Here is a 15,410-nt window from a genome sequence, read left to right as displayed (position 1 = left end):
ACTGGGTGTTTGAGCTGCTACTTATATGAAACCGTGTTCAAAACCGTGTTCTTAGTTTTGTCTACGTGATTAAACTATATATTAACCCAAAGGTAGATTTTTTCGCATGTAATCCTGCCATTTTATGAGAATATATTTACCAATACTATGCTCTTCTCTTTTTAAAAATCCATATTCATATACAAATAAATAAACATCGCCTTTATTGTTTTTCCAATAATGTGTGAAAAAATTAGGATCAAAACCTTCTTTTCTAATCAATGATACTCTAACAATTGCTTTACCAGCTTTATTATACTGCTTAAGTATTCTTCTATTAGCTTTAAGTTGATTGTCTACCTCATTAAAAAATCTAGGTGCCTCTTCTATTGATTTTATTATAATGGTATGAGCTTTTACAATAAGCATCACAGAACTTTTTATCTGATCTTCCCTTTAATTCTTTCCCACATGAAACGCAAGTTTTCTCTCTTTTACTCTTAATCATATATAACCGTTGGCACACATTATGACCCGTCCTGAAATATGTATACACTAAACCAAATGTATATGTATAAAAATGATGGATATGTAAGACGTTATAGCGAAAGCTTTAAGCTCAAAGTTCTTGATGAACTTGCTAAGGGAAACCACTCTAAAAGACAAGTAGGACTGCTCTATGGCGTACAATCCAGTACCATTAACGAATGGATAAAAAAGTACAATCGCAAAGATTTAATGAACACCCGTGTAATTGTTCAAACAGATGATGAACTTACCCGAATAAAAGCCCTACAAAAAGAGCTTAAACAGCTAAAGGAACTTCTCATAAAGAAAGACCTCGATAAACTTATTGATAATAGTTATCTCACTGTGGCTGCTAAGAAACTAGGCTACAAAGATGCTTTAGAACTCAAAAAAACTAAACATCTAGCACTAATGGAGACTTTAGACAATAATCCAAAAGAAAGACCTTACAGTATAGCAACAATCTGTAAGGGATATTTCCTAACTCGTGATGCGTTTTATAAATACAAAAAGCGATATGTCAAGCGAATAAAGATTGAAAACCAGGTGTTGGAAATCGTTCATAAAAGAAGAAGGACTTTACCAAGAGAAGGAGCTCGAAAGTTGATGCGGTCCCTAAAAACGGACTTTAAAAAACACAACATCAAAATTGGTAGAGATCAATTGTTACGTATCCTTAGAGATAATAATCTTTTGATACGGCGAAAGAAATATTCGTCCAGAACAACCAACTCACATAATAGATTTTACAAATACAATAATAGTATTAAAGATGTAGAAATAGTTAGTTGCAACCAAGTGTGGGCTGCAGATATAACTTACATCAGAACTATTAAAGGATTTTGTTATCTAGCACTCTTAACAGATATGTATTCACGTAAAATCGTAGGATATGACCTAAGTGACAGCTTAGAGCTAACCGGTTGTGTTAGGGCGCTTAAAAAGGCAATCTATCATAACAAAGAACTCAAGAATCTAACCCACCACTCAGACAGAGGAATACAATATTGCAGCAATGTATACATCAACGAGCTAAACCGAAAAAAGATAGTAATAAGCATGACAGAAGAAAATCATTGCTATGAAAATGCCCTAGCAGAGCGGGTAAATGGAATTTTAAAAGATGAATTTTACCTCGACCAGACCTTTGCCAGCGTAGAAGATGCAAAAAGAGCAACTAAAAATGCAATCAAATTATATAACTCTAAAAGATTACATTTATCTTTAGACTATAAAACACCTAATAACGTGCACCAAAATGCAGCTTAATTTTAATCAATAACTTGTAGACGTATTTAGGACGAGACATTAAAAATAAAGCATCCAGTTTAAAGTTTTTTTGAGAAAAAAATTTCTTTACCAAAAAACTTATCTATATTTGCATTCTATATATCAAGTATATCAAGTATGAGTTACTCTTTATCTTTTACAAAATCAATATTAGTTGTCATTTTTATCTCTGACAAGATCAGACAAAAACAACTTGGATTTTTATCGACTGCGGATATTTCAAAATATTTAAGCATACCTAAACCAACTTTAGTTAAAATCCTTCAAAATTTAAATGCAGCAAACATCATTGAAACAAAAGAAGGAAAATTAGGAGGCATACGATTAATGAGAAAACCTTCTGACATAACAATATTGGAAATTTTTGAAGCTAGTGAAAAAGGAAAACCATTATTTCAAACTTCATTCAATATTTTGGCAGAAGGAAAAAGACCAAATAACGCTCAAAAATCAATTAAAAATATTTTTAGCAATGCTGAAAATCAAATGAAAAGTGAATTATCAAAAAAAACCATTGCTGAAATATTATTAGAAATGAACTATTAATTTTTTTTGCAATAACTAAATATACATAATATATCGTATAGTTATTAATAATTTATATAAATCACAAATCTTAAAAACAAAAAAATGAAAACAAAATTAAAACTATCAATGGTAGTATTAGGTTTAACTTTTACTACCCTATCCGTTTCAGCTCAAGGAAATAAAAAAGCAGAAACAAAAACAAAATTCTCAATAGAAATCGACCCTGCAACTTTTGCTTTTAAAGGTTATTCGGCACATTTCCGAATTCAACCAAAAAATTGCGAACATTTACTATTTGGAGTTGGTATCTATGCTATGGATATGCCAAGTCTTCTAGTCGATTTCAATAAAAATAATAAAGATAAGGGATGGGATGTTCGACTAAACAATGGTGTTGGGCTTTTTGGCGAGCATCATTTTACAGAAGTAAATCGCAAATGGTTTGTAGGAGCGCAAATGAGTATTCAAGAATATAAAATTGAAAATGAAACAGCTACTGGCAGTGAAAAATTTACAAACTTCCTTGCTATGGGCTATTTTGGTTATACTATAAAACCGTTTAAAAACAATTTATATATCAAACCTTGGGCAGGAATTGGATACACATCAAAAATAGCTGGTAATAACACTTTAGAGACTTTGGAATATGACATATCTCCTATTACAATGTTTGCAACGTTACATATTGGATACACATTTTAATATAAAAAAACAAAATGAGTACTAAAACAAAAAACAACTTAGGAATAGCTATAAATTATCTAATAGCTATCTCATTAATTATAAGTGGAGTTTTGTTTCAATAAAAGCGCTCACAAATCCTAATCAGAAACATCTAATTGAATTAAAAGAACTTGCTGAAAAGGGAAACGTTAGACCATATATAGACAAAAGTTTCCCACTTTCTGAAATTATGGCTGCACACGAATATGCTGATAAGGGAAGGGAAAAAGGGAATGTAGTCATTGAAATAATAAATTAAAACGAACACACAACGCTCCCTGTTGATCGCACCTCGACAATTTAACGTATATTTATACTGTTCCTTGTGAACTCCTCACGAAACTACACACAACATAGTGTATAGCTAATGAGGCGCGAACATGTCTCTCCGTCAGGCGCGCCTTACTACGCCATACACAGGGAGCGTTGGCAAATATTTGAGGAGAGTCAAGTTACATTTTTCTTTAAATAAGGAAAAAAGACATTTAATCTTTAGAAATTATTTTCTGAAATATTTCTAATACTACTATGAATTATAAAAATTGTGAATTTTCGGAATCTTAGCTAAGCCCAAATTTTCATCGTAAAAAAATATGGGAAGTTTAGATATTATTTTAATTACAATTAGTGGCGCAGGTTTAATGCATGGTATTTTAGTTTCAATACACCTACTTACTAATAAAAAAAATCAAACACTTTCAAAATCATTAATGGCAATAATACTGCTATTAATGGCTTTTAGAGTTGGTAAATCAGTGTTGTTCAATTTTGCCGAGGATTTGGAATTCTCTATTATAATGATTGGATTGTCTGTATTATTACTTTTAGGTCCTCTACTCTATTTTTACATTCAATCTATTACAACACCTAATTTCCAGCTGAAGAAATCTTATGTCAATTATTTTTCACCATTCGTTGCAATGTTCGTTATAAGCTTTTTTGCTACTGAACAATGGTTTATTGAAAATGGAAAATTCTGGTCTTTCTTGCTACTTGCATTTGTATATCTTCATTTTGCCTACTATATAATTAGATCCTCGAAAATTGTAATGAAGGCATCAAAAGAAGGAAACCAAGTATTAACTAAATCTCAAAATACGGTAATTCTCTGGTCAAAATATGTCATTGTAGGAGTTATAATCATTTGGTTGTCCTATGTGTTAAATATTTTTGAAGATAAGATTCCTTATATATTAGGACCAGTAATATATAGTATTACTATATACGCACTTACATTTATTGCTTTTAATTTAAGAGTTATTAATTATGATGGAATGGTCTTTAAAGAAGACTTAAATAAAAATACCTTGTTTAAAAATATTGATGCTATCATTAGAAAAGATAAACTCTATCTAAATTCAAATTTAGATTTAACTCAAATTGCTAAAGTTTTATCTGTTAGTATTCATGAAGTCTCACACATGATAAATGAAAAAACCGATACTAATTTTAATGGTTATATTAATAAATTCAGAATTGAGGAAGCAAAAAAAATTATCTCTAAGGATAAAGCAAAGCAATATACAATTGAATCAATAGCCTACGATGTTGGTTTCAACAGTATGTCTACCTTTAATTCTGCCTTTAAAAAGCTTGAATCTACTACGCCTTCTCAGTACAGAAATTCTCTTTCTTAAAACTGACGAATTTATAATCTCGTCATTGCAATTTATAATTCTTCGTTTAATTCATAATGTTAAATGGTTCTTTTGTTTGTAGAAATCAAAAAAAAAACAAATCACGTGCAAAGAGTCTTAATTATATTTACAATTTTATTTTGTTTCAGTTTAACTTCAAAAGCTCAAAATCCAGAATTCGAAAATTTAAAAAATATTGACAGCTGGTTAGAATCAAATATAAAGGATCGTAACTTATCTGGAGCGACAGTCTTAATCGCAGATAAAAGTAAGCTTATATATTCTATAACAGTAGGCAAATCTAATTTAGAATCGCAAAGAGAGCTACAACCCAATGACTATTTTAAGATTGCATCATTATCTAAAGTAATCACAACTGTTGCTGTAATGAAGTTATATGAAGATGGCTATTTTGATCTAGACGATCCTATTGAAAAGTATATGCCCATTTTTAAAAACACCAAGGTGATTAACCGTCAAGATGATTCTGATAGCTTTACCTTTGAAAACGCTAACACTAAAATAACCATAAGACATTTATTAAATCAAACTGCGGGTTTTGCTTATGATGGTCCAATAATTTCAAAACTTTACAAAGAGAAAGGTTTATCTTTTTTTAATCCTTCACATGAAAGCTTATCAAGTTTTATGAATGACTTGAGTTCTATGCCAATTATTCATCAACCTGGAAAAAAATTCACTTATGGCCCATCTACAGATATTCTTGGGTATCTAATTGAAACTGTAACTAATCAAAATTTAGAAGCCTACTTAAACAACAGTATCTTTATTCCTTTAAATATGACAGGCACAGGATTTGATGCACACCGGAAAGACATGAATCGATTAGTAAGATCTTATTCTAAACAAGAAAATAACCTGAAAGCAATTAATAATGAACTCGATTTAACAAAAGGTTTCAAAACAAAAGTATTTATGGGAGGAAGTGGTTTAATTTCAACTTCTTCAGATTATATGAAGTTTTGTCAAATGCTTCTCAATTATGGAGTCTACAAAAATACGCGAATAATTTCAAGAAAATCCATTGAGATGATGACATCCAATCAAATTGGAGACATTGACTATCCTCAAGGATTTCATCCAATATTGGGTAAAGGCAACAAATTTGGTTTTGGCCTAAATGTGATTACCAAAAAAGGTAAGGTTAATGAATTCTATAGTCAAGGTAGTTACTACTGGGAAGGTGCTTATTCTACTACATTCATCATTGATCCTAAAGAAGGTTTTGCTGCTTTAATGATGACACAACTGGGTGGAAGACAATCCTTGAAGGTAAGAAAAGACTTTAGAAAAACAGTTTATAAAACCTTAAAATAGTACCTCCAATTTTATGAAACGTAAATTCATTAAATTTTTGCTCCCAATTGTTGGTCTAGCAGTATTATTCTTTGCTGGTTTATATTGGCCTCTTCAAGACTTAAAAGTCCCCATAAAACATGGGACTATCTTAATTAAATCTGTAACCGTTATAGATGTCGTCTCTGGGGCTTTAATTGAAAATCAAGACATCATAATAAAAGGGAACAGAATTACTGAAATAGGAATGTCTGATTCTATTAATAGCTCTAATGATGCATTTGTAATTGATGGTCTAGGAAAATTTGTAATCCCTGGACTTTGGGACATGCACACACATTCAAATCAACATTCAGAATGGCTTCATCATCCTCTTTACATTGCCAATGGCGTTACAGGTATTCGCGATATGTCTGGTCAACTTAATGAAAAAGACAGTTATTGGGTTGGCAGTAAAGAACGCTTGCATTGGAATACCGAATTGAATAATAATGAAAGAATAACACCAAGATATGTTTTGCAAAGCAGTTACCAAATTGACGGCTCTTCTTCTGTTCCTGAAAACTTTCCAGATTTTTTTAAGCTTGAGAAAGACGAACATGTTGACTCTCTTTTAAGTTTTTACAAAAATGAAAAAGTAGATTTTATTAAAGTATACCAACAAATACAACCTAATATCTATAAAAAATTGGCTTTGGCTGCACCAAAATACAAATTACATCTTGCAGGCCATAAACCAATGTTTGTGAGTCTTAAAGATGCCATTTTATTAGGACAGAGAAGTTTTGAACACGGACGTATTTTTATGTTTGAGTCTTTTCCTAAAGCAGATAGTTTGCGAAATCCAAAAAATTGGAAAGCGTTATTTTCAAAATTCAAAAAATCAATGATTGAAGATTTTAATCCAGAAATAGCAATTAAATTAATGACGTTAATGAAAGAAAATAACGCCTATTGGACACCAACACTTCAAACCCTCAAATTCGAGGCATTTGCTCATAAATCTACATTTATTGATAATCCCAACTTAAAATATATTACTTCAATACGAAAAAACATATGGTGGGGAATTGATGTAAAAAATAACAAGAAAAAGAATTTATCTGAAGAAGGAAATGGATTAAGTACAGATTTTTATAATGCGGCAAAAAAACAAATTAAAATGGCTAAAGATATCGGCGTTCCAATTATGACGGGAACAGATGTGACAGATTCATATACTTTTGCTGGGTTTAGTATACATAATGAATTAGAAGATTTGACTAAAAGTGGTTTATCGAACCTTGAAACTTTGCAAAGTGCTACTATTATTCCAGCAAAGTTTGTTGGAAAAGAAAAAGAGTATGGAACAATCGAAAATGGAAAAATTGCAGATTTAATTATTTTAAATAAAAATCCTTTAGAAAATATTGTCCATTCCAAAACAATCAATGGTGTTGTTATGAATGGAACTTATTATGATTCGGATAAATTAAATGAACTAAAAAACTTTACACAATCAATTTCTTCAAGTTTTCATATGAACATCAAAGTTTTTTATAGTCTTATAAGTAGTCCTCTGGTTAGAGTCCAATTTGCAGATTAAAACGTTTGCTAACTTAAGTGTATAAACAACGTAACTAACCTTATACAAATACGTTACCAAACATATTGACAAAAATAGAGAATTATTAAATGCTACTTTCAAATGAGGTTATCCGTAAAAAAAACTGTTTTTAGTGTTTTCTTAACAAGAATATACTATGAATGATTGTAAATATGCATTTATTATTATGTTGACAAAAATTAAAAACTTAAACAATGAGAAATAACAACTTTATATTTTTAATACTTGTATTCGCACTATTTTTAAATGCCTGCAATACTAAAAAACAGAAATCAAAAGACAGTGATGCTCCAATTACAGAAGAAGCCTATCTCGGGCAAAAGCCACCTGGCTCAATTCCTGAAATTTTTGCTCCCTTCAACTTTAACGTAAATTGAAAACAAATACTCCGTAACGGCTACTATTCTAAACAAACCATTGTAAGACATAAAAAAACTAAATGAAAAACACATTAATACTCGTTTCTGCATTAATTATAAGCCTTAATGCAATTGGACAAAAAAAAGAACCTAATAATTGCTTAAATAACATTCACCTTGAACCAAGCTTTATCGCTTTTACCACACATAAAAATAGTGAGCTAGGAAATTGGTATAAAAATACTTTTGGACTAAAAATTGTTAAAGAATTTGCATTCCCTGACGGAAGTACAACAGGTGTTTTGATGAAAAAAGGAGAATTTGTTGTTGAAATATTTTTCAGAAATGATGCACTTAAAAAAAGTGAACTTAAGCCAGGTTCTAACTCTGAACAATGGAGTGGTTTCATGAAATTTGGATTCTATACAGATGCAAACCTGGTAACATTAAAAGCTTGCTTAAAGAGAAAAAATATAAATGCAGGCAGAATATTTAAAGATGATAATCTTGGAGTTGATTTATTACAAGTTATAGATCCCGAAGGAAATATTCTTGAAATTATTAGTAGGCATAAGAAATAAACTCTCGATTCCAATGAATAACTCAGAACAACAACGTGTATGTTTAATTGCTAGGTCTCGGCTACTTACGAATATTCCTGCGGAATATTCTATCTGTGATTTATTTGCTAAATTAGTTGCTTAACCTCGCAACTAACCATACACAAAACCGTTAGCAACAATTAAGACTATGAATTTTCCTGAAATAGTTGGAATGAAAGAAGTTTACATTGACAATAATTTAGTCTATAAAAGTTCAAATAGCGAACTCTTTACAGGAGTTGCTCAAAGTAAACGAAAAAACGGACATTTCGTTTATGACGAGGAATACAAAAACGGAATTATTCTGTCGAGCAATTTATATTACAATGGAAAAGAAATAAGAGTTTCCAATAAAACGATATATAATCCGAATAAACCATTAGTAGTTTCAAAAGAAAATAAATACCATTTGGATGGCAAAATTCATGAAACTACAACTTATAACTACGATGGAATAAAAATCCTTGTAGAACAATTTGAAAACGGAAAATTGATGTATAGTTTCAATATTTAGGAAAAAAGAAACACGGAACTAAATATTGCCTGAATGGTGACGGCACTGAAACAAAAAAAGAATATAGAAACAGAAAGAAAATAACTATTGCCAACAACGTTTATAACTAATTGCTTGGTCAATGTGTACTCGGAAAATCCTATCGGATTTCCCTACTGGTTAGTTTTCTTTTTGCTAACTTAGTTCTTGCCAACGCAACTAGCCATGCACGTACACGTAAGGCATAAAAAAATCACGATTGACAAAAGAAAAATACATTTCAGAATTAAAGTTAAAGTTTGAAAGTTATGCCCAAATCTCAAATAGATCTTGGACGTTAATTGAATCTATAATAACATTTCAAAAATTAGAAAAAGACGAAACTTTACTAAGAAATGGACAGATTGCAAAAAAAACACATTTTGTTTGTAAAGGTGCTTTAAGAGCATATGTAACTGATTATGATGGAAACATCTATAATAAAAATATTTTCCTTGAAACAGATTTTGCTGGTTCAACAGTTTCATATCTATTAGGTGTTCCTTCAAATTTCACTTTAGAAGCTCTAGAAGAAACTATTTTAATCAATCTTGATTATAAAAAATATAGACAGTTTATTGAACAAAACATCGACTTAAAAAATTTCTATATCGCCTATATGGAAAATAATTGGATTGTTGAAAAAGAACAAAGAGAAGTTTCTTTAGTAATGGAAAACGCTACGGAAAGGTATCTGAAATTACTTCAAAAACACCCAAACATTGACCAAAGAATACAAAAACTACATATAGCTTCTCATTTAGGGATTACACCTACTCAATTAAGTAGAATAAGAAAAAATATAAAGAAAGATTCCTAAATCAACATATGTAAAGGCACAACTTTACTCTTCATTATATCTTTGTACTGTTAATCAATATAAAAAAGTCATTATGAATTTAATTAATAATTTAGAGTGGAGATATGCCACTAAAAAATTCGATACTTCCAAAAAGGTTTCTACAGAAAACTTAGAACAAATCAAGAAAGCTATTCAATTATCAGCATCTTCTTATGGTCTTCAATTGTATAAAGTGCTTATTATAGATAGTAAAGAAATAAGAGAAAAACTAAAATCAGCTTCTTACGGACAAACTCAAATAACAGAAGCGTCTCATTTGGTCATTTTTTGTAACTACTCCATAGTAACAGAAGAACATATAGATGAGTACTTCGCCTTAAAATCTCAAATAGAACAAGTTAATGTTTCTGATTTAAAAGATTATTCAGACTTTATTAAAGAAGATATTAACAATAAATCTAAAATTGAGAAAGATAAATGGACATCTAATCAAACTTATCTTGCCTTAGGAAATTTATTGAATGCTTGTGCAGAGCTTAAAATAGATGCTTGTCCAATGGAAGGCTTTGAAAGAGGAAAATACAACGAGATATTATCTCTTGAAGAACAAGGGCTAAATACTTCTGTTATTGCAACTATTGGTTATCGTTCTGATAATGATACTTCCCAACACACAGCAAAAGTTAGAAAACCAACCAAAACCTTATTTGCATAATGGAATCATTAAAACAAGCATTAACAATGGGAATAACGGGGGCAATAGCCGTTTTTACAGCCTCTTATTTTGGACTACCTACTTGGGTACTATTTATGGCTTGGGTCAGCTATTATTTATTTGGCACGAAAACTAAAACTACTTTCTTAGTCCTTGTTCAGCAAATATTTGGAATTCTAATAGCTATGATTATTCAATATTTAGGTACTTTGCTTTCAGAAACTTTAGCAATATTCGGATTTCCCATCATCGTATTTATTGTTATGATTGGAGTATTTTATATATCTAAATTAAAATATTTAAATAATATACTTGCTTATTTTTTAGGAATGATTATTGGGTTTGGTTCAAATTCAGAAATAGATATAAACATTCTTCTATTATTAGGAATAACCTTACTCTCTGGTTATACTTTTGCTTGGTTAAACGTAACTATAAGTAAACGAATTGAATCCAAATAATAAGCATATGAATAATTCTGGATTAATAATTTTTGCTTTTATTGGAGGAGTATTTTTAGCGATGCAAGGTGGATTGAATGCACAATTGGGTGTTTTATTAAGAAACCCTTTATTGGCAAGTTTAGTTGCATTTTTTTGCAGCACAGTGTTTGCTTTAGTATTTGTCCTACTTAATTTCAAATCGCTACCAACAATTTCACAAATAAAAGAGATACCTTTTTATCTATGGTTTACTGGTGGTTTTTTCAGTGTATTCGGAATAAGTTTATACTATTACACCATTCCTAAACTAGGAATTTCTACAATGATTTCAATTGGGCTTTGTGGTCAATTAATCTTTGCTGTAATTGCAGGGAATTACGGTTGGTTAAATTCACCTTTAGAACCTATAACGTTAAAAAAGACAATAGGCATCTCATCAATGATTCTAGGAATCATATTAATCAATATAAAATGAACAATATAAAATCAAATATTCAAAATTTGACATCTCTTTGGCAAACAGTAAGTAAACCATTCAATTCGTATTTTATTGAAACAAATTTTAAGTATAGTTTAATTGAAAACTCAGAATGGCCAAATAGATTGTGGTTAAATCAAGAAATTAACAAAGATGTAATCACATTAGTCAAGGAAAAATTATTATCTATCTCTACAAATCTAACTATACCATATTGGGATATTTACAATAGTGATTCTTTTAAAATATTAGAGCAAAATGGATTCATTCTTAAGTTTGAACAAACAGGAATGTCTTTAAAATCATCTCAAATATTTACTGAATTAAAAGGATTAAGCTTACACAAAGTATCTACAAAAAAAGAAGCAAAATTATGGTCTATCCTTTTTTCTAAATCTTTTGGGTATTTTACAAATCCCGAATTATTGATCAAATCTCAAAAAAACACGAACTACTATATTGCTTATGACCAAAATATAGCTGTTGGAACAGGTATTTTACACACGACAGGTAATGTGTCTGGCATTCACTCTGTTGGTATTATACCTCAACAAAGGCAAAAAGGTTATGCAGAGCAAATAATGAAGCTTTTAATTAATCAGTCAATTAAAATAGATAGTGATTTTATAACTTTACAATCATCTGATATGGGAAAAGGATTATATTTAAAATTGGGGTTTGAAGAACAATTCACGATAAAAAATTACGCCTTACAACACCGTGTATAATTAATTCCTTGGTTTTAGGCAATTTAGTCGCTTAACCACGCAACTAAGCATACACAACACGTTGTAAGACATAAAAAAACTAAATGAAAAACACATTAATACTCGTTTCTGCATTAATTATAAGCCTTAATGCAATTGGACAAAAAAAAGAACTTAATAGTATATCCTCACAAGATGGCACAGACCCTCATTTACATAAAAAAACCGAGTCTTTCATTAAAGCTTATAGTGCAAAGCAACAACCACATAGTGACTTAAAAGATATAGATTACTTCTTATCCTTTTTTGCAGATGATTTTATTGATGAGCATATTAAGTATAATGTAATCATAACCGATAAAGAAATATTTAGAAAGGGAATGATCGACAAACTTCAAAATAAGGTATATTATCATATAGTATCTATTGATGACATTATGCTAGGAAAAAATGTAGCTTTTATAAAAATCACCATTAAAGCCAAGGTTAAACCGTTTCACATGGATAAAGTTATTGAAAATACTGCAAGTCAAATAATGTCAATTGAGTACGACCAAAATGGATTAATAAAACATTTAAGAAGGCACCATAATTAGCAGAGTTTAATCTAGAAACATGATATATGGAATTTAGAAAAACAAAAAAACCGATGCTCCTGCAATTGTAGAAATGATTACTGATGATAAGCTAGGGTAAACAAGAGAATATTTTCAAATCCCCTTAACTAAAGAATACCATAGTGCATTTAATAATATAAACAATGATGATAACCAAGAACTCATCGCTTACTTTCAGCGCAACTTACTTCACTATACATAGTGTGCGTCATCGGAAAAAATAGGATCATATAGTTTACATTAAGACGTGGTTAGATTTTCGAATTTTAAAAAAGAATCCCTTGTGTATTTTTATTTGGTGGTGGTGTTCCTTTGAAAAAGGATTATCGAGCCATTTGTATAGATCTACTTTAACAAAAAGATTAAGTCTAATAAAGGTGACTAAATTTGATAAAAAACAAGGATGTTTAGCTTGTATTTTTAATGCTTTTATATTTTAAAACTTTCGTTTTCCGAATTAAAAAAACAAAAACCAGTTGCCAACACCGTGTATAATTAATTGCTTGATGGTGTTTAAAGACTTCTTGGGAAATTCTGGCGAATTTCCTAAACGCTGTTCCTTTTTGTTATCTTAGTGCCAATCGCAACAAACCATACACGAACACGTTCACCAGTCAATCGGCAAATGAATTTTCCTGAAATAGGTTGACTAAAAATTAAGCAATTAATTACAGTCACTTATGAAAACACATAATGAACACTGGCGAAAAAAAAGCTATCAAAAAGCAACTTTAGAGACTAAACTTTTAGTCGTTGACCAAATCCTTAGCGGACAATTATCCAATAACCAAGCTTCTAAAAAATATGACGTTCCCAGAACAACTATCTCCTATTGGTTAAGAAAATACAGTACCTTAGTACAGCAAAATACTATTCTGAAAAAAAATGTTTGTATTGCTCATTAAAGGAATAAACTCAAATGTAATTGTGAGTGTTAAACTCCACATTAGATTTGATAAAGGGTATTGTTTAAGGATTAGAAAAAATGATCAGATAGGTAGATAGATATAACTTCGTTCTTCGGAGTAATATAAAAACTCATTTACTTAACAATTTAACCATAATCATAAATGAGTTTGTAAATTAAAGGTGTTTTAATAATATTTTGTATCACACTCAAACTAAAGTATTGCAATAAGTCAATTGAGAGAAAAAGCACTAAAATAGGCGTTATTGATAACTATCGTACTCATAATCAACAGTTAAAAACAGTTGTTATATTTTGTGATATTATTGTATCACAAAAATATCACACTATTTATCACAAAATATTTTGGATTAATTTTTAAAATATGATGCCTTCTTATTAAAAAATATTAGTTATATTAACCTCTCCTCTTTCAATAAAGGCTTCCAATATGTTTTCATCCAATAGAAACTTTTCTACTTTTTCGTAATTGAATTTTTTGTCATCACTGTAGTTCTTAGGAAAATCAAAACGATCTCCATCATATCCTTTACTAACTCTAACTACAAGCAAATTATTTAGCACCTTATCAAGCTCAAATACTAAATTTTTAGGAAGAAAATTCTCAGTTCTTTTTAATGTCTTAACATAACTATCTAAATCATTTTTATCAACTTCACGACTATTATTTTCACGTTTTCTATAAATCCAAACTATCAGTTGTAAAAACTCTTTTGAAAACAAAAAGTCTTCACGTTCAGATTTCAACTTATCCAGGTGACAATAACTTCCATTATGTACTGACTCTAATAAATTACGCAGATATTTAGAACTAGTTATTTTTTCTATTTCGGCCTTAGCAACAATTGTCGCTTTTAATGATTTCGGCACTCTAAAATTTAGCGTTGCATCTTCATCCGTAATTGATTTTTTATTAGTCATATATTTCAGTTTAGATTACTCTAATCGTACGTTAAATATAGTTTTTAAAAGGAGTTTTTCTGCCTCATCTTCTGTAATAAGCACTTTCTTTTTGTTTTTTATAGGTTTAGCCAACTTCTCAAATATACGTTCTGTCTGTGACTGATCACCAGTTATGAAATCAGGTATTTTTACTATATCTTGAGTATTCAATTGAGCACTATCAAAATAGTTTTCTATATGTTTTGGAATCAAAAAATGTTTTTCAATATAGTCCCAATGTTCAGTAAATGCTACTTTCTGAATCCCAAATGAATTTATAGTTTCTTCACTACAGTCAGGAATATCGTGTTTAACATGCTCTACCATCCAATTTGATACATGTTTATAAAATGCTACGCTTAAAGAATATCTTTCACATAAAAAACTGAAAGCTTCAGGGCTTAACTTGGCTTTCAAATCTAAAAGTTCATAAATATTGTCAGCCAACGCGGAAGCTTTACTCAATAAATACAAACTGGAGGCATCATTATCAAGGATATAATTATCTCCATTCTCACGCATTAGAATAACAGTATTGAACACGGTATCGAACTTTTTATCCATCCACATGCCATCCAGATCAGCCCAGATCTTTCGAGGAAAGTAAAATATGAGTGGTTTATACAATCTATGTATTAATTCACTGTGTTTATCTTTTAAAGGCTTTTCCAAAATAC

Annotated in this window: 20 protein-coding genes; 17 read left to right on the top strand and 3 right to left on the bottom strand. The window is 30.0% G+C overall.

The window, feature by feature from the left end; translation table 11 throughout:
• Positions 1-81: 81 nt before the first annotated feature.
• Positions 82-408, bottom strand: a complete 327-nt coding sequence (locus tag MUN68_RS02165; protein ID WP_317134786.1) for a hypothetical protein — start codon at positions 406-408, stop codon at positions 82-84.
• 141 nt (positions 409-549) lie between these two features.
• On the opposite strand from MUN68_RS02165, the gene MUN68_RS02160 reads away from it, so the two are divergent.
• From MUN68_RS02160 to MUN68_RS02085, 17 genes are all read left to right on the top strand, one after another.
• Positions 550-1,776 (top strand): IS3 family transposase, encoded by a 1,227-nt coding sequence (locus MUN68_RS02160; protein ID WP_249994940.1) that lies wholly within the window; start codon positions 550-552, stop codon positions 1,774-1,776.
• A gap of 138 nt (positions 1,777-1,914) precedes the next feature.
• Complete coding sequence (locus MUN68_RS02155) at positions 1,915-2,343, top strand: RrF2 family transcriptional regulator (RefSeq protein ID WP_249994941.1); 429 nt, start codon at positions 1,915-1,917, stop codon at positions 2,341-2,343.
• An 84-nt stretch (positions 2,344-2,427) separates the two neighbouring features.
• Positions 2,428-3,027 (top strand): hypothetical protein, encoded by a 600-nt coding sequence (locus MUN68_RS02150; RefSeq protein WP_249994942.1) that lies wholly within the window; start codon positions 2,428-2,430, stop codon positions 3,025-3,027.
• A 73-nt stretch (positions 3,028-3,100) separates the two neighbouring features.
• Positions 3,101-3,307 (top strand): zinc-binding dehydrogenase, encoded by a 207-nt coding sequence (locus MUN68_RS17745; protein WP_394357638.1) that lies wholly within the window; start codon positions 3,101-3,103, stop codon positions 3,305-3,307.
• A 334-nt stretch (positions 3,308-3,641) separates the two neighbouring features.
• Complete coding sequence (locus MUN68_RS02145) at positions 3,642-4,685, top strand: helix-turn-helix domain-containing protein (RefSeq protein WP_249994943.1); 1,044 nt, start codon at positions 3,642-3,644, stop codon at positions 4,683-4,685.
• A gap of 105 nt (positions 4,686-4,790) precedes the next feature.
• Positions 4,791-6,023 carry a serine hydrolase domain-containing protein gene (locus MUN68_RS02140; RefSeq protein ID WP_249994944.1) on the top strand — a complete coding sequence of 411 codons (1,233 nt, stop codon included), beginning with the start codon at positions 4,791-4,793 and terminating at the stop codon, positions 6,021-6,023.
• A 13-nt stretch (positions 6,024-6,036) separates the two neighbouring features.
• Positions 6,037-7,587, top strand: a complete 1,551-nt coding sequence (locus MUN68_RS02135) for an amidohydrolase family protein (RefSeq protein WP_249994945.1) — start codon at positions 6,037-6,039, stop codon at positions 7,585-7,587.
• A 215-nt stretch (positions 7,588-7,802) separates the two neighbouring features.
• Positions 7,803-7,985: a hypothetical protein gene (locus MUN68_RS02130; protein ID WP_249994946.1), complete on the top strand. Its 183-nt coding sequence runs from the start codon at positions 7,803-7,805 to the stop codon at positions 7,983-7,985.
• 62 nt (positions 7,986-8,047) lie between these two features.
• The gene (locus MUN68_RS02125; RefSeq protein ID WP_249994947.1) at positions 8,048-8,548 is read left to right on the top strand and encodes a VOC family protein; all 501 of its coding nucleotides are present in this window, start codon (positions 8,048-8,050) and stop codon (positions 8,546-8,548) included.
• Positions 8,549-8,717: 169 nt separating this feature from the next.
• A complete protein-coding gene (locus MUN68_RS02120) occupies positions 8,718-9,083 on the top strand; it encodes a hypothetical protein (protein WP_249994949.1) in 366 nt (121 codons plus the stop codon).
• Between the two features lie 238 nt (positions 9,084-9,321).
• Positions 9,322-9,921: a Crp/Fnr family transcriptional regulator gene (locus MUN68_RS02115; RefSeq protein WP_249994950.1), complete on the top strand. Its 600-nt coding sequence runs from the start codon at positions 9,322-9,324 to the stop codon at positions 9,919-9,921.
• 73 nt (positions 9,922-9,994) lie between these two features.
• Positions 9,995-10,618 carry an NAD(P)H-dependent oxidoreductase gene (locus MUN68_RS02110; RefSeq protein WP_249994951.1) on the top strand — a complete coding sequence of 208 codons (624 nt, stop codon included), beginning with the start codon at positions 9,995-9,997 and terminating at the stop codon, positions 10,616-10,618.
• Positions 10,618-11,079, top strand: coding sequence for a DUF1097 domain-containing protein (locus MUN68_RS02105; protein WP_249994952.1), 462 nt, complete (start codon positions 10,618-10,620; stop codon positions 11,077-11,079). The genes MUN68_RS02110 and MUN68_RS02105 overlap by 1 nt, the downstream gene beginning before the upstream one ends.
• A gap of 7 nt (positions 11,080-11,086) precedes the next feature.
• Positions 11,087-11,536, top strand: a complete 450-nt coding sequence (locus MUN68_RS02100; RefSeq protein WP_249994953.1) for a DMT family transporter — start codon at positions 11,087-11,089, stop codon at positions 11,534-11,536.
• Complete coding sequence (locus MUN68_RS02095) at positions 11,533-12,267, top strand: GNAT family N-acetyltransferase (RefSeq protein WP_249994954.1); 735 nt, start codon at positions 11,533-11,535, stop codon at positions 12,265-12,267. The genes MUN68_RS02100 and MUN68_RS02095 overlap by 4 nt, the downstream gene beginning before the upstream one ends.
• 83 nt (positions 12,268-12,350) lie before the next feature.
• Complete coding sequence (locus MUN68_RS02090) at positions 12,351-12,842, top strand: hypothetical protein (RefSeq protein ID WP_249994955.1); 492 nt, start codon at positions 12,351-12,353, stop codon at positions 12,840-12,842.
• 701 nt (positions 12,843-13,543) lie between these two features.
• On the top strand, positions 13,544-13,768 hold the full coding sequence (locus tag MUN68_RS02085) for a helix-turn-helix domain-containing protein (RefSeq protein WP_249994957.1): 225 nt from the start codon (positions 13,544-13,546) through the stop codon (positions 13,766-13,768).
• A gap of 401 nt (positions 13,769-14,169) precedes the next feature.
• Here MUN68_RS02085 and MUN68_RS02080 read toward each other — a convergent pair whose 3' ends face one another.
• Both MUN68_RS02080 and MUN68_RS02075 read right to left on the bottom strand, forming a co-directional pair.
• On the bottom strand, positions 14,170-14,712 hold the full coding sequence (locus tag MUN68_RS02080) for a hypothetical protein (protein ID WP_249994958.1): 543 nt from the start codon (positions 14,710-14,712) through the stop codon (positions 14,170-14,172).
• 15 nt (positions 14,713-14,727) lie between these two features.
• Positions 14,728-15,297: a hypothetical protein gene (locus tag MUN68_RS02075; protein WP_249994959.1), complete on the bottom strand. Its 570-nt coding sequence runs from the start codon at positions 15,295-15,297 to the stop codon at positions 14,728-14,730.
• Positions 15,298-15,410 lie beyond the last annotated feature (113 nt).

It is taken from the genome of Psychroserpens ponticola, assembly GCF_023556315.2.
GTDB classification, from domain to species: domain Bacteria; phylum Bacteroidota; class Bacteroidia; order Flavobacteriales; family Flavobacteriaceae; genus Psychroserpens; species Psychroserpens ponticola.
This window is presented reverse-complemented; position numbering and strand designations above follow the sequence as displayed.

Coding starts and splice junctions, on each gene's coding strand:
- MUN68_RS02135 (WP_249994945.1), top strand. CDS start 6,037: ATGAAACGTAAATTCATTAAATTTTTGCTCCCAATTGTTGGTCTAGCA.
- MUN68_RS02145 (WP_249994943.1), top strand. CDS start 3,642: ATGGGAAGTTTAGATATTATTTTAATTACAATTAGTGGCGCAGGTTTA.
- MUN68_RS02095 (WP_249994954.1), top strand. CDS start 11,533: ATGAACAATATAAAATCAAATATTCAAAATTTGACATCTCTTTGGCAA.
- MUN68_RS02150 (WP_249994942.1), top strand. CDS start 2,428: ATGAAAACAAAATTAAAACTATCAATGGTAGTATTAGGTTTAACTTTT.
- MUN68_RS02080 (WP_249994958.1), bottom strand. CDS start 14,712: ATGACTAATAAAAAATCAATTACGGATGAAGATGCAACGCTAAATTTT.
- MUN68_RS02125 (WP_249994947.1), top strand. CDS start 8,048: ATGAAAAACACATTAATACTCGTTTCTGCATTAATTATAAGCCTTAAT.
- MUN68_RS02110 (WP_249994951.1), top strand. CDS start 9,995: ATGAATTTAATTAATAATTTAGAGTGGAGATATGCCACTAAAAAATTC.
- MUN68_RS02105 (WP_249994952.1), top strand. CDS start 10,618: ATGGAATCATTAAAACAAGCATTAACAATGGGAATAACGGGGGCAATA.
- MUN68_RS02085 (WP_249994957.1), top strand. CDS start 13,544: ATGAAAACACATAATGAACACTGGCGAAAAAAAAGCTATCAAAAAGCA.
- MUN68_RS02130 (WP_249994946.1), top strand. CDS start 7,803: ATGAGAAATAACAACTTTATATTTTTAATACTTGTATTCGCACTATTT.
- MUN68_RS02165 (WP_317134786.1), bottom strand. CDS start 408: ATGCTTATTGTAAAAGCTCATACCATTATAATAAAATCAATAGAAGAG.
- MUN68_RS02075 (WP_249994959.1), bottom strand. CDS start 15,297: ATGGATAAAAAGTTCGATACCGTGTTCAATACTGTTATTCTAATGCGT.
- MUN68_RS02155 (WP_249994941.1), top strand. CDS start 1,915: ATGAGTTACTCTTTATCTTTTACAAAATCAATATTAGTTGTCATTTTT.
- MUN68_RS02120 (WP_249994949.1), top strand. CDS start 8,718: ATGAATTTTCCTGAAATAGTTGGAATGAAAGAAGTTTACATTGACAAT.
- MUN68_RS02090 (WP_249994955.1), top strand. CDS start 12,351: ATGAAAAACACATTAATACTCGTTTCTGCATTAATTATAAGCCTTAAT.
- MUN68_RS02100 (WP_249994953.1), top strand. CDS start 11,087: ATGAATAATTCTGGATTAATAATTTTTGCTTTTATTGGAGGAGTATTT.
- MUN68_RS02160 (WP_249994940.1), top strand. CDS start 550: ATGTATAAAAATGATGGATATGTAAGACGTTATAGCGAAAGCTTTAAG.